Raw genomic sequence first — 13649 nt, forward strand, 5'->3', positions numbered from 1 at the left:
TGGATCAACGCGGGGCGGGTGGATCAACGCGGGGCGGGCGGGTCGGGTTCCAGCGCGAGGTAGGTCTCCTCTTCCTGGGCCAGGTGCAGGCGCAGCACCGCGTCCAGCCCGTACAGGCTGGCGAGCAGGTCGGGCACCTGGTCGGGGCGCAACCGCCCGTCCGCCCGGGCCAGGTGACCGCCGATCGCGTCCACCAGCCGGTGGATCTCCACGTGTTCCCGGCTCATCGTGGACGTCACCTCCCCGCCCAGCGGGCCGGTCAACGCCGGGTAGAGCTGCCGTTCCTCGGCGCTGTCGTGCGGCAGCACCTCGTCGGTGAGCCGGCGGTGCGTGTCGCGCAACGCCGGCAGGCACCCCTCGGCGGTCGGCCGGGTCGCCACCAGGTCGGCGGTGTCCCGTACCCGGGCGAGCACGTCCCGTACGCCGGCGTGCTGGCCCGCGTACCGGCCGAGCAGGGCGCGGGCGGCCGGCGGGACGTCCGGACGACGCGGCCCGCCGCGCAGCGCCCGCAGCGCGTTGAGGATCACCAGCACGTCGATGCCCTCCTGGAGGAAGGCGCCCGCCACCGGCGGCAGCCGGCCGGCGGCGGCGGCCAGCATCGCGAGCACCGCCAGCCCCATCCCGACGGCGGCGCTCTGCACCGCGATCCGGCGGGCGTGCCGGGCGATCTCGACGGCGTCGGCGAGCCGGTCCAACCGGTCCACGGTGATCACGGCGTCGGCGACGTCCGCCGAGGCGGTCGCCCCGGTAGCCCCCATCGCCACCCCGACGTGCGCCGCCGCCAGCGCCGGCGCGTCGTTCACCCCGTCGCCGACCATCACGGTGACGGCCAGCCGCGCCTCCTGCCGTACCCGGGCCACCTTCTGCTCCGGGGAGCACCGGGCCACCGCCTCGTCCACCCCCACCAGCCGGGCCACCTGTTCGGCGGTGCGCGGACGGTCCCCGCTGAGCAGCAGCAGCCGGGACAGCCCGGCGTCCCGCAGCCGCCGTACCGTCCGCCGGGCGTCCGGACGGACCGGGTCCTCCAGCAGGATCGCCCCCAGCGGGCCGTGGTCGTCGCTCACCCACACCGTCGACCAGCCGGCCAGCTCGGCCCGCTCCCGGGCCTGCTCCGCCCAGTCGGGCAGGTCGCCGGTGAGCTGCCCGACCCGCACCAGCCGGCCGTCGACCCGGCCGCTGACCCCGCGCCCCGGCTCCTCGGTCACCTCCGTCGGCGTGGTCAGCCGCAGCCGCCGCTCGCGGGCCTGCCGCACCAGCGCCACCGCCAGCACGTGCGGGGAGAGCTGCTCCACCGACGCGGCCAGCCGCAGCACCTCGTCCCGGTCGCCGCCGGGGCCGGCCACCGTCTCCGCCGCCCGGGGCCGCCCGGCGGTCAACGTGCCGGTCTTGTCGACCAGCAGGGTGCGGGCCCGGCCGAGCAACTCCAGCGCACCGCCGTCACGCACCAGGACACCACGGCGGGCCGCCCGGGACAGCCCGGAGACGATCGCGATGGGGGTGGCCAGCAGCAGCGGACACGGCGTCGCCACCACCAGCACGGCGACCGCCCGGACGACCTCCCCCGACCACCACCACGCCACCCCGGCCAGCACCAGGGTGAACGGCACGAACGCCGCCGCGTACCGGTCGGCGAGCCGGACCGTCGGCGCCCGGTGGGCGGTCGCCTCCCGCGCCAGCCGGACGATCCCCGCGTAGGTGCTGCCGGCCGCGTCCCGGGTGGCCCGCAGGCCCACGGCAGCGCCCGCGTTGACCACCCCGCTGGACACCTGCTCCCCGGCGGCCCGGCCCACCAGCTGCGACTCGCCGGTCACCACCGACTCGTCGAGCGTCGCCGGTGCCGCGAGCACCCCGTCGACGGGCACCACGTCCCCCGGCCCGACCAGCAGGTCGTCCCCCACCACGACCCGGTCCAGCGGAACCACCTCGATGCCCCCGTCCGGGGTGCGCCGCCGCGCCTGCCGGGGTGCCCGCGCCAACAGCGCCCGCAGGTCGCGGGTCGCCCGCCCCCGGGCGTACGCCTCCAGCGCCCGGCCGGTCGCCACCATCACCGCGATCACCGCCCCGGCCAGGTACTCGGCGACCAGCAGCGCACCGGCCAACGCCAGCACGGCGATGACGTCCACCCCGAACCGCCGCCGCCACCACTGACGCAGCACCGTCCCGACCGCCGGCACCAGCGCCCCCAGGGTCGCCGTCGCCCACACCGCGTCGGCCGGGCCGCGCCGCCCGGTCAGCCACAGCGCCGCCCCGACCAGCAACGCCCCGCCGAGCAGGGCCAGGGGCGTCCACTCGCGCCAGCGCACCGGACGCCGGTCGACCGGCCGCCGCGGAACACACTCCTGCGGTGCCGCGTCCACCTGCGGATCGTCCCAGCAGGGGGCCGGCGGGGGCCGGGAACCGGGAAACCGCAGGGCCAAAATGCCCCCGAGGGGGGACCTGCGGACCGTGCGCGGGGCCGGGTCGGCGGGCCAGGATGGAACGGTATCCCCGCCCCGGGGCCGACGGGGTGGGGCACGATGGGAAAGAGACGGAAAGGTCGTGCCGATGAGCCACCAGACGCCCGCGACGGACCGCCCGCTGACCACCGCTCTCGCGGAGGCGGCGGCGACGGCAGGTCACGCCCCCTCGGTGCACAACACGCAGCCGTGGCGCTGGCGGGTCCTGCCGGACGCCCTGGAGCTGCGGGTGGTCCGGGAACGGCAGCTCTCGGCCACCGACCCGGAGGGCCGGCTGACGGCGGTGAGCTGCGGCGCGGCCCTGCACCACGCCCGGGTGGCGCTCGCCGCCGAGGGCTGGACGGCGGTGGTCGAGCGGCTGCCCGACCCGCAGCAGCCGGACCTGCTGGCCCGGTTGACCGGCCTGACCCGTTCCGGGGGCGACCCGGAGGCGATGCGCCTGGTGCAGTGCATGCAGGTGCGGCACACCGACCGCCGGCCGGTCAGCGACGAGCCGGTGCCCGCCGGGGTGCTCGACGACATCGTCCGCGCCGCCGACGCCGAGGGTTCCCGGTTGCAGATCCTCGACGCCGACCAGGTGATGGAGCTGGCCGCGACCGCCTCGCACGCCGGCACGGTCGAGGCGGAGGACCCGCAGACCCGCGAGGAGTTGCAGTACTGGACGCACCGGGCCGGCACCGGCACCGGCCTGCCGCCGGAGGTGCTGCCGCACGACCAGCCGCAGACCACCGTCCCGGCCCGGGACTTCGGCAGCCCCGGTGACCTGCCGGTCGGCCCGGGGCACGACAAGGCCGCCGTGTACGGGCTGCTCTACGGCGACGAGGACGAGCCGGCCAGCTGGCTGCGGGCCGGCGAGGCGCTCTCCGCGCTCTGGCTCACCGCCACCCGGCACGGGGCGTCGGTGGTGCCGCTGTCCGGCGTGGTGGAGGTGGCCGGCACCCGGCAGACGCTGCGGCGCCTGCTCAGCGGCCTCGGCTACCCGTACCTGGTGCTGCGGATCGGGATCGCGGACCCGGCGCACGCCGGCCCGCCGCACACCCCGCGGCTGCCCGCCGCCCAGGTGGTCGACACCTCCGCGGTCCGCGACCAGCGGCCCTGACGATCTCGTGTCGGGCGGTCACCGGACGGTAACATCGCCCGCGTGGCCGCCAGCACCCCTGCTTCCCGCAACGAACACCAGGTCCCCTCGCTGGGGCTGAGCCCGTTGTCCCGGGTCCGGCTCGACGAGCTGCTCCAGGAGATGCTGGACCGGGTCGGCGACGTGGTGACCAGCCGGGAACGGCTGCGGGCGCTGCTCGACGCGGTGGTCGGCATCGGCACCGACCTCGACCTGCGCAGCACCCTGCAACGGATCGTGCAGGCCGCCTGTGAGCTGGTCGGGGCCCGCTACGGCGCGCTCGGTGTGATCGGGCCGGACCGGCTGCTGCACGACTTCATCACCCACGGCATCGACGCCGAACTGCACGCGAAGATCGGCGACCTGCCGCACGGGCGGGGGGTGCTCGGGTTGCTGATCGACGAGCCCCGCCCGGTCCGGATGCCGGACATCACCCAACACCCCCAGTCGTACGGCTTCCCGCCGCACCACCCGCCGATGCACAGCTTCCTCGGCGTGCCGGTCCGCATCCGCGAGCAGGTCTTCGGCAACCTCTACCTGGCCGAGAAGCAGGGCGCCCCGGAGTTCACCGAGGACGACGAGGAGATCGTCGTGGCGCTGGCCGCCGCAGCCGGGGTGGCCATCGAGAACGCCCGGCTCTACGCGCTGGCCCACCGTCGGGAACGCTGGCTGGCCGCCACCGCCGAGATCACCTCGGTGCTGCTCGGCGAGGTACGCCGGACCGACGCGCTGACCCTGGTGGCCCGCCGCGCCCGCGAGGTCGCCGAGGCGGAGCTGGCGCTGGTGCTGCTCTACGACGAGGACGCCGGCCAGTTCACCGTCGAGGTGGTCGACTCCGCCGACGGGGACACCGCGGCGCTGGTCGGCGCGCTCCTGCCGGCCGGCGAGACCAGCTTCGCCGGGTCGGTCACCGAACGTCGCCGGGAACTGCTCGACAACCTGGCCGAGGCGGCACCCTGGCCGGTGCCGGTGGTCGCCGGCCCGGCCGTGGTCTCCCCGCTCGCCGCCGCCGACACCCTGCACGGGGTGCTGGTGGTGGCCCACCGGCCCGACGCCGGCCGGGCCGCCGATGCCGACGTCACCCTGCTGGCCAGCTTCGCCGGTCAGGCGGCCCTGGCCATGGAGCGCGCCCGGGGCCAGGAGGAACGGGAGCTGCTGGTGGTCCTGGAGGACCGCGAACGCATCGCCCGGGACCTGCACGACGTGGTGATCCAGCGGCTGTTCGCCACCGGCCTGCAACTGCAGAGCGGCGCAATGCACGCCCGGCCCGACGTCGCCAAGCGGATCAACGCGGCCGTCGACGACCTCGACGCCACCATCCGGGACATCCGCCGCACCATCTTCGAGCTGCGTACCCCGATGAGCGCGGCGCTGCGCACCGAGATCCGGGAGGCGGTCGACGTGGCCGCCGGGTCGCTGGGTTTCCGGCCCGCCGTCGAGCTGGACGGCCCGATCGACAGCGCCGTGCCGGAGCCGGTCCGCCCCGACCTCACCGCCGTGCTCCGCGAGGCGCTGTCCAACGCGGTACGCCACGCCGAGGCCAACCGGGTCGCCGTCGCCGTCCGGGTCGACGCCGGCCGGGTCACCGTGACGGTCACCGACGACGGGGTGGGCTGCGACCCGGCCGCCGCCCGGGGTGGCCTGGTGAACCTGCGCGAACGCGCCGAGCGGCACGGCGGCGAGTTCGAGGTACGCCGGGTCGAGCCGCACGGCACCCAGCTCTGCTGGTCGGTCCCGCTGCGCGACTGATCGGGGCCGCCGTCGGCGCGGCGGTGGGTCAGTGGCGCTGGCCGAGCAGGCGGGTGGCGAGCACGGCGGCCTGGGTGCGGCGTTCCAGGCCCAGCTTGGCCAGCACACTGGAGACGTAGTTCTTCACCGTCTTCTCCGCCAGGAACATCTTGCCGGCGATCTCCCGGTTGGTCAGCCCCTCGGCCACGTACTCCAGGATGCGCCGCTCCTGTTCGGTGAGGGTCTTCAGCTCGCGCGGCTGCTCGACGCCGCTGCGGATGCGTTCCAGCACCCGGGTGGTGATCGCCGGGTCGAGCAGCGACTGCCCGGCCGCGACCCGGCGCACCGCGTCCACCAGGTCGGTGCCCCGGATCTGCTTGAGCACGTACCCCGCCGCACCCGCCATGATCGCGGCGAACAGCGCCTCGTCGTCCTCGTACGAGGTGAGGATCAGCCCCTTGATCGACGAGTCCACCGCCCGCACGTCCCGGCACACGTCGATGCCGTTGCCGTCGGGCAGCCGGGCGTCGAGGATCGCCACGTCGGGCCGCAGGGCGGGAATCCGTCGGGCCGCCTCCTGGGCGGAGCCGGACTCGCCGACCACTTCGATGTCGCCGCTGCTCTGCAACAGGTCGGCCAGGCCACGGCGGACGACTTCGTGGTCGTCGAGAAGGAACACCCGGATCATCCCTCGTTTCTACCCGCCCGGACCGGCCCGCGCACGGGTCGAAGGTCCCTAACCTGGCGCGTCACGCCGCCCTTCCCGGCGCGTCACGCCGGGGAGGGCGGCCCGGCGGGTCGGGACGTCCGGCCCTGCCCGGCCCACCCCCGGGTGGCGGACCGTGGAGGGGAACCACCACCGGGAACCGGGTCGGCGTCGGCCGGCCGGGGCGACGCGTTCCCCGCTCGGGGTGGAGCGGCACGAACCGTCACGGAAGGAGCACGACCATGGGCACCGGGTACACCGAGGCGCAGCTACGGGCCGCCGCTGCGGACGCCGTCCGCGCCCCCTCCCTGCACAACACCCAGCCGTGGCGGTTCCGACTGCGCGACGGCGCGATCGAGGTCTGCGTCGACCCGACCCGCCGGCTGCCGGCCACCGACCCGAGCGGCTGGGGTACCCGGATCGCCGGCGGGGCGGCCCTGTTCAACCTGCGGCTGTCCCTGGCCGTGGCGGGCACCCCGGCGACGGTACGGCTGCGGCCCTACCCGGCCGACCCGGACGTGCTGGCCCGGCTGGTCCCGGACCTGCCGCGCCGCCCCACCCCCACCGAGCAGAGCCTGTACGCGGCCATCGGCCGCCGGTTCAGCAACCGGGCACCGTTCTGGCCCGACCCGGTGCCCGCCGACGCCCGCTGGCGGCTCGGTGAGGCGGCCCGCGCCGAGCAGTGCTGGCTGGAACTGGTGATCGGGGTGAGCGCCGTCAACGCCTTCGCCGAGATCGCCCGCAGCGCCCACCGGGTGCTCGAACGCGATCCCGCCTACCGGGCCGAACGCGCCGACTGGGTGCGTACCGAGCCCGCCCCCGACGGGGTGCCGGCCCGCGCCGGAGGCCCGCAGGCCGAGCCGCAGGACCTGCTGCCGTCGCGCGGCTTCGGCGGCCGGGACCGCGCCCCCGGCCGCGACTTCGAACCGGAACCGCTGGTGGCGGTGCTCGGCGCGGCCGGCAACACGGTCGTCGACCAGGTGCTCGCCGGGCAGGCGTTACAGCGGGTCCTGCTGACCGCCACCGACGCGGGGCTCGCGGTGTCGATGCTGTCGCAGCCGATCGAGGTGTCGGGGGCTCGGGAGGCGCTGCGGCTGTCGCTGGGGCGTTTCGGCACGCCGCAGATGGTGATGCGGATCGGGTACGGCCAGCCGGGGGTGGCCACCCCGAGGCGGAGTGTGGACGAGGTGCTGGAGTTGGCGGTGGCACCGGGCTGACGATGCCGGCCCGACGACGGGTGCCGGCGACGGCACCCGGGCGGCGGTGGCGGTGGATCAGGTCCGCCCGGCGGCGGCCAGCAGGGCGGCCTCGCGTGCCGGGTCCAGGCCGATCGTCGCCCGCACCGGTCGCCCCGCGCGCGGCGGGACCGTCCCCACCCGGTCCAGCCAACGCCAGGTGTCACCGACCGTCCCGGCCACCGGGCGGCAGGTCAGCCCCGCCGCGTACGCCCGCTCGACATCGAGCTCCTGCAACCACCGGTACTCGTGGCCCGGGGGAATCCAGACCGGCAGGTCGTTCCAGGGTTCCACCCCGGCGGCGAGGATGGGCTCCGGGTCGGTCCAGCGCAGCCGGGCATCGGATCCGGTCGTCGCCACCACCTCGCTCAGCAGCTCACCCATGGTGCTGTGCCCCGGACGGCTGACCACGTTGAACGCGCCGCCGACACCCTCGGCGGCCCGGTCCAGCGCGAAGGCCGCCAGGTCGCGGACGTCGACGTACTGCACGGGCAGGTCGGCCGGGCCGGGGGCGAGGACGTCGCCACCCCGGGCCACCCGCCGCAACCACCACGGCAACCGGCCGACGTCCTCCCCCGGCCCGAGGATCAACCCGGCCCGCAGCAGCAGCGCACGCTCCCCGAACACCTCCGTCGCGGCCCGCTCACCGCCCGCCTTGCACCGGGCGTAGTCGTCGTCGCGGGGGTCGTCGGAGGCCGCTTCCACCACCGTCGCCTCCTCCCCCGCCCCGGCCGGCACCGGCATGGCGTAGACGGAGCAGCTGGAGACGTAGGCGTAGTGCCCGGCGGAGCGCAGTGCCCGGGCGGCGTCGCGTACCGCGCGGGGCATGCCGTCCCAGGTGTCGACCACCAGGTCCCAGTCGCCGCCGGCCAGCGCGGCCAGCCCGTCCGGCGCGGTCCGGTCACCCCGCAACCGGTGTACGCCCGGCGGAGGGTCGCCGTGTACGCCCCGGTTGAACATCGTCACCGTCCAGCCCCGGCGTACCCCTTCGGCCACGATGGCGGAGCCGACGAACCCGGTGCCGCCCAGCATCAGCAGTCTCATGCGTCCCACCCTGCCGGCCCGGGACACCGATGGGGCGCCCTGTTCACCGGTAGCGGATCTGCCATCGGCAGAACCCGCCTCCCCGCCGGCCACCGGATCGGCGGGAAAGGTCCGGAGGACGGCTGACTTCTCGGACACCGGTATGCCGCTCAGGCATATTCATGACGCCCAGGCATAAGGCTCTCCGGGCCACCTGACCCACCGGCCCCGCAGACCACACCGGGCCCCGGCGGAACCACCCGCGACCGACGGCCCGGGCAGGGCCTGCTACCAGGCTCGATCCGGCAAGCACCGATGGAATGACCCGGCACCCGCGGTCGTTACACCCTCTGTACGACCGCAGCAGGACCCCGCCCGGCAGGTCCCACCCCCGCACGAGCGCCCGACGTGGTGCCCACGCCCCGACTCCGGCATCGCCGCCGGCCCGCTGAACCTCACCGACACCCCCACCATCGACACCCGGCCCGTGGCCGTGGTGCAGGCCGACAAGCCGGCGATGGACAAGCTGATCCCGCACGGGGTGCAGGGCGACCAGTCCCGCATCGACCTCGACGACGAGCAGACCGCCAACGCCAAGGCCATCATCGCTGCCACCAAGAAGACCGGCATGGACGAACGCGCCGCCGTCGTGTCCATCGCCACCGCCCTCCAGGAATCCAAGCTGGAGAACCTCGGCCACCTCGGCGACCGCAACGACCACGACTCCCAGGGCCTGTTCCAACAGCGCCCCTCCTCCGGCTGGGGCACCGTCGAGCAGATCACCGACCCCGAGTACGCCACCACCGCGTTCCTCAAGGGCCTCAAGCAGGTCGACGGCTGGCAGGACATGCCCCTGACCAAGGCCGCCCAGACCGTCCAGGTCTCCGCCTACCCCGACCACTACGCCCAGTGGGAACAGCAGGCCGCCGACCTCGTCACCCAGCACTGGAACAGCTGACCCACACCGCACCGTCACGACGAAGGCCCCGGCTCAATGAGCCGGGGCCTTCGTCGTGCTCTGGTGGGCGATACTGGGTTTGAACCAGTGACCTCTTCCGTGTCAAGGAAGCGCGCTCCCACTGCGCCAATCGCCCGTGGTCGAGAGCGGACGACGGGATTCGAACCCGCGACCCTCACCTTGGCAAGGTGATGCGCTACCAGCTGCGCTACGTCCGCGTGCCGCCCGGTTTCCCCGGCGACGCCCCGAACTCTACCCGATGGCAAGATCGCTCGTCCGGCGGCCCCACCCCGAAGCGGGACGCGGGTGGAACGCGTCCCGCCCCGGCCGGTCAGCCGCCTGGGCGGTGCCGGGTCAGCCGGTCTAGCGGTACAGGATCAGCGAGACGTTCGCCCCGTACTGGATCGGGTAGCCGAGCGGTATCGACAACGTCTCGCCCAGCAGTGGCGGCGGGGGCGGCGGAGGCGGGCGACGCCACCACCAGAACAGCCACCACCACAGGCCTCTGCCCCACCAGCCCACGAAGAAGTAGTCCTCGGAGGTGAGCGCCGAGATCGGTCCCCCCGGGCTGGCCACACCGGGGCCGGTGGTGACGGAGTCCTGCCACCCGCCGGCCAGGTTGGTCACGATCCGCACGGCACCGGCGGCGTCGGCGAAGAACACGCCGGTCGGGCCGTTGGCGGGACGGGTCACGGTGAGCCGGGCACCGACCGGCACCACGCCGCTCGCGGACACGGCCACCCGGTTCCACGGGTCGGGCAGGCCGCCGCCCGCCGGGGTCACCTGCCAGAGCCGGCCGTCCAGTCCGGCGTAGTACGCCTGCACGTCGCCGTCGGTCAGCGCCGCCACCCCGCTGCCGGCCGCCGCGACACCGGACGGGCCGATGGACGACGTCTGCCAGCTGCCGTTGGTCCGGCCGAGATGGCGCAGCCCGCCGTCGGAGCCGACGAAGAACGCGCCCGGCGCGCTGGACTGCCACGAACCGGCGAGCACCGCGCCCGGCGGGGCGACGCCGGTCGCCGAGAGGCGCTGCGGCCCGCCCCCGGGGCGCACCACCCGGTTGTACGAGGTGCCGTAGACCGCGCCGTCGACACCGACGAAGAAGACGTACACGTAGCCGTCGGGGGCGGTGAACGCGGTCAACCGGGTTCCGGGGGTGGCGAGGTTGCCCGCTCCGTCGCGGTAGACGGAGATGGCGGAGGTCGCGGAACTGGTCACGGCAACGACCAGCCCGCCCTGGGTGCCGACGGTGAACACGGCGGCGTTGCCGTCGGGCTGCCGGACGGCGCTGACGTCGGCATCGGGCGGGGCGACCACCGTGCTGCCGAACGGGGTGACGCCGGTGGCGGACGCCAGGTAGAAGCGACCGTCCCGACCGACGGTGAAGCCTACGACCTGTGACGTCGCCGCCTGTGCCGTCGCCCGGGGTGGCGCGGCCTGCGCCGCCGGTACGCGTGGCACACCGACCGCGGTGGCGACCAGCGCCAGCGCCATGCCGGTGGCCACCACGCGGCGGCGTCCGATTCTGTTGGGGATCACGGTTGTCCTTTCGGTGGACGGGAAACCATCGCCTCCAGGTTCATCGTCCGACGGCCACTTAGACAACGACATCGGTGAATTTAAAAACTATTAGTGAAGTGCGCCGAAAATCGTTGACCCGAGCGCCCGAAGCATGCAGCTCGGGGCATTACGCCTGTTCAAGCCAGGGTAGATCGCGTCCTTTCCGGAGGCTCCCCGGAAGGGGCGCCCGGCACACCCGCGCCACCTGCCACAATTACCTCCGACCCTTTCCGGGTTTCCGGGAATTCGCCGGACAGGAGAATGCGGGGCACCGTTACGGGGCAGGTTGCGCCTCGCCGAGCCGCTGCCGGAGCTGGGCGGCGTCCGGGTGGCCGAGCCGGTCGAGCACGTCGAGGGCCTGTCGCCAGGCGACCCGGGCGGCGGCGTCGTCGGCGGCGGCCCGGTGACTGTCGCCGAGGTGCATCAGGGTGACCGACTCGTAGTACCGTTCGCCGGTCTCCTGCCACAGCGCGAGCGCGTGCCGGTAGCAGTCGAGGGCGTCGCGGTGCCTGCCGAGCTGGTGGTGGGCGAAGCCGAGGCTGTCCCAGGCGTGCGCCTCCCAGTACCGGTTGCCGGTCTGCTGTTGCTGCGCCAGCGCCCGCCCGCAGTAGTCCAGCGCGCGGGCGTGGTCGCCGAGCTGGATGTGGTACCAGCCGATGTTGTTGAGCGCGTTGGCCTGCCCCTGCGCGTGACCGGCGGCGGCGAACAGGCGGTGCGCCCGTTGCGCGTGGTCGAGGGCACGCCGGTGGTCGCCCTGGCGTTCCGCGAGGATGCCGAGGTTCAGCTCGGTACGCCCGCCACCGACCCCGTCGCCGAGTTCGGCGTACAACCGCAGGGAACGCTCCAGGTGGTCATGGGCCTGGTCGTACCCACCCAGCCGCAGGCAGGCGACGGCCCGGTTGCGGTGGGCGCGGGCCTGACCGTCCCGGTCCCCCGCCGCCGTGGCCGCCCGCAGCGCCACCTGCTGGGCGTGGGACTGGTCCTGCCAGGCGCCCACCCGGTCGAGGTAGGTGTTGACGCTCCACGCCAATTGCCAGGCGTGGGTCGGCAACCCGTGCTCGGCGGCCAGGTCGATCGCGGCCAGCAGCGCCCGGTGTTCGGCGGCGAGCCACGCCCACGCCTCGTCCCGGTCGGCCGGTACCACCGCCGCCGTGCCGGGGGACGCCGCCGGCAGCGCGATGTCGTCGCGGTGCTTGTGCAGCAGCAGAGCGGCGGCGTAGGCGGTGTGCAGGTAGTGGTCGAGCAGCCGGCGCAGCGCCGCGTCCCGGAGCCTGGCGGAGTCGGTGGCCGTCGCCAGCTCGACGGCGTACGCGCGCAGCAGGTCGTGCAGGACGTACCGGCCGGGGGTGTGTTCGGTGAGCAGGTTCGCCCGGGTCAGCACCGCCAACGGCCGGCGCACCTCGGCGGTGGACACGGCCAGGAGGCTGGCCGCCGCCGCGACGGACACGTCGGGGCCGGGGTGCGTCCCGAGCACCCGGAACAGGTCGGCCGCCCCCGGTTCCAGCCCCCGGTACGACCAGGACAGCACCGCCCGCACGTCGGCGTTGGCCTCCCCGCTGCTGAAGGCGTCGAGAGCGCCCCGGGTGGCGGTCAGCTCGGCGGCCAGCCGGGCGAGGCCGAACTCCGGGTAGGTGGCGGCCCGGGCGGCCACGATGGCCAACGCCAGCGGCAGCCCGGCCGCCGCGGCGACGATCCGGTCCACCGCCTCCGGCTCCGCCGCCACCCGGTCCCCGCCCAGCCGGCGGGACAGCAGCTCGCGTCCCTCCGCCGGGGACAGCAGGCCCAGCCGCAGCGGGCGGGCCCCCTCGGCGGTCACCAGCCCCGGCAGGTGGTTGCGGCTGGTCACCAGCACCAGGCAGCCCGGTGAGCTGGGCAGCAGCGGACGCACCTGGTCGGCGTCGTGGGCGTTGTCCAGCAGCACCAGCATCCGCCGGTCGGCGAGCAGGCTGCGGTACAGCGCGGCCTGCGCCGCCAGCGCCGCCGGGATGCGCTCCGGGGGCACCGCGAGCGCCTCCAGGAACCCGGCCACCGCCTCGGCCGGGCTCAGCGCGGGCGACTCGGGGTCGTACCCGCGCAGGTCGACGTGGAGATGGCCGTCCGGGAACCGGTCGGCGACCTGGTGTGCCCAGTACACGGCGAGGGCGGTCTTGCCCACCCCGGCCGTCCCGACGATGGTCGAGACGGGCACGGTGCCCGGCGGACCGGGCGGCTCGGTGAGCAGTGCGGTGAGGGCGGCCAGCGGCGCGGACCGGCCGGTGAAGTGCCGTACCGCCGCCGGTAGCTGCCGGGGCACGAACGGAACCGGCCCGCCCGGACCGGCGGCCGGTGCCGCGGACCCGGCGCTGTCCGGCCGGCCCCGCTCGGCGCGGGCGGCGGCGAGCCGGTCGTCGGCCCGCGCCGCGTCCGCCGCCCCCAGCATCCGCCAGTACGCCGCCTCCCAGCGGGTCGGGTCGGTGAGCCCGGGGGGCAGCCGGATGCCGCTCTGTTCGGCGTACGCGACGCAGGCGCCCAGGTAGTCGGCGACGAAGTCCCGGTCGGGAAGCGACTTGGCGTTGAGCTTGTCACTGAGGGTGGAACGGGCCAGCGGCCTGCCCCGGCGGGCGGCGACCGCCACCAGCGTGTTCAGCGACGGACCGCCGGCGAGCTGCCGTAGTCGCCGCAACTCCTCGGCGAACGCGCGCAGCGCGTCCCGACCGGTCTCCCCCACTGCACACCCACCCGGCGTCGCGACGTCCCTCGGCAGAACCGGAGCCAGGATAGACATCGTATCGACGCAGAACGATCGTCTCCCACGAGCCGGGAGGGGCCGCACGGACGGGGTTCCGGCTCCGGCCCTACGAGCGGGTGCCCTCGCCCGGCCGGCGGC

General features: G+C 75.1%; 9 protein-coding genes and 2 tRNA genes. 4 read left to right on the plus strand and 7 right to left on the minus strand.

The features are described from left to right. Nucleotides 1-23: 23 nt before the first annotated feature. Entirely contained in the window at nt 24-2357 is a 2334-nt protein-coding gene (locus GA0070623_RS09785; protein WP_067310086.1) for a heavy metal translocating P-type ATPase, read from the minus strand. 187 nt (nt 2358-2544) lie between these two features. Between GA0070623_RS09785 and GA0070623_RS09790 the strand changes: the two genes are divergently transcribed. Both GA0070623_RS09790 and GA0070623_RS09795 read left to right on the plus strand, forming a co-directional pair. After that, the gene (locus tag GA0070623_RS09790) at nt 2545-3555 is read left to right on the plus strand and encodes an Acg family FMN-binding oxidoreductase (RefSeq protein WP_067310089.1); all 1011 of its coding nucleotides are present in this window, start codon (nt 2545-2547) and stop codon (nt 3553-3555) included. 96 nt (nt 3556-3651) lie between these two features. Continuing rightward, on the plus strand, nt 3652-5322 hold the full coding sequence (locus tag GA0070623_RS09795; RefSeq protein WP_067310109.1) for a sensor histidine kinase: 1671 nt from the start codon (nt 3652-3654) through the stop codon (nt 5320-5322). A 28-nt stretch (nt 5323-5350) separates the two neighbouring features. Here the strand turns inward: GA0070623_RS09795 and GA0070623_RS09800 are convergent, their stop codons facing one another. After that, nucleotides 5351-5989 (minus strand): response regulator, encoded by a 639-nt coding sequence (locus tag GA0070623_RS09800; RefSeq protein ID WP_067310092.1) that lies wholly within the window; start codon nt 5987-5989, stop codon nt 5351-5353. A gap of 260 nt (nt 5990-6249) precedes the next feature. Between GA0070623_RS09800 and GA0070623_RS09805 the strand changes: the two genes are divergently transcribed. Continuing rightward, on the plus strand, nt 6250-7224 hold the full coding sequence (locus GA0070623_RS09805) for an Acg family FMN-binding oxidoreductase (protein WP_067310095.1): 975 nt from the start codon (nt 6250-6252) through the stop codon (nt 7222-7224). Nucleotides 7225-7281: 57 nt separating this feature from the next. Here GA0070623_RS09805 and GA0070623_RS09810 read toward each other — a convergent pair whose 3' ends face one another. Continuing rightward, nucleotides 7282-8286 carry an NAD-dependent epimerase/dehydratase family protein gene (locus GA0070623_RS09810; RefSeq protein WP_067310099.1) on the minus strand — a complete coding sequence of 335 codons (1005 nt, stop codon included), beginning with the start codon at nt 8284-8286 and terminating at the stop codon, nt 7282-7284. Nucleotides 8287-8698: 412 nt separating this feature from the next. Between GA0070623_RS09810 and GA0070623_RS09815 the strand changes: the two genes are divergently transcribed. Continuing rightward, nucleotides 8699-9223 carry a hypothetical protein gene (locus GA0070623_RS09815; protein ID WP_089003990.1) on the plus strand — a complete coding sequence of 175 codons (525 nt, stop codon included), beginning with the start codon at nt 8699-8701 and terminating at the stop codon, nt 9221-9223. Nucleotides 9224-9284: 61 nt separating this feature from the next. Here the strand turns inward: GA0070623_RS09815 and GA0070623_RS09820 are convergent. The 4 genes from GA0070623_RS09820 to GA0070623_RS09835 form a co-directional block, all read right to left on the minus strand. Next, nucleotides 9285-9359 (minus strand) — tRNA-Val (locus GA0070623_RS09820). A 9-nt stretch (nt 9360-9368) separates the two neighbouring features. Beyond that, a tRNA-Gly gene (locus GA0070623_RS09825) sits at nt 9369-9441 on the minus strand. A gap of 145 nt (nt 9442-9586) precedes the next feature. Further along, nucleotides 9587-10762, minus strand: a complete 1176-nt coding sequence (locus GA0070623_RS09830; RefSeq protein WP_157517687.1) for a hypothetical protein — start codon at nt 10760-10762, stop codon at nt 9587-9589. 295 nt (nt 10763-11057) lie between these two features. Further along, nucleotides 11058-13490: a tetratricopeptide repeat protein gene (locus GA0070623_RS09835; RefSeq protein WP_231932739.1), complete on the minus strand. Its 2433-nt coding sequence runs from the start codon at nt 13488-13490 to the stop codon at nt 11058-11060. Between the last annotated feature and the right edge of the window lie 159 nt (nt 13491-13649).

It is taken from the genome of Micromonospora rifamycinica, assembly GCF_900090265.1.
Classification (GTDB): Bacteria; Actinomycetota; Actinomycetes; order Mycobacteriales; family Micromonosporaceae; genus Micromonospora; species Micromonospora rifamycinica.

What these genes read in the sequence shown, in the direction of transcription:
- GA0070623_RS09800 (WP_067310092.1), bottom strand. Translation starts at nt 5,989, where the DNA reads ATGATCCGGGTGTTCCTTCTCGACGACCACGAAGTCGTCCGCCGTGGC.
- GA0070623_RS09810 (WP_067310099.1), bottom strand. Translation starts at nt 8,286, where the DNA reads ATGAGACTGCTGATGCTGGGCGGCACCGGGTTCGTCGGCTCCGCCATC.
- GA0070623_RS09805 (WP_067310095.1), top strand. Translation starts at nt 6,250, where the DNA reads ATGGGCACCGGGTACACCGAGGCGCAGCTACGGGCCGCCGCTGCGGAC.
- GA0070623_RS09790 (WP_067310089.1), top strand. Translation starts at nt 2,545, where the DNA reads ATGAGCCACCAGACGCCCGCGACGGACCGCCCGCTGACCACCGCTCTC.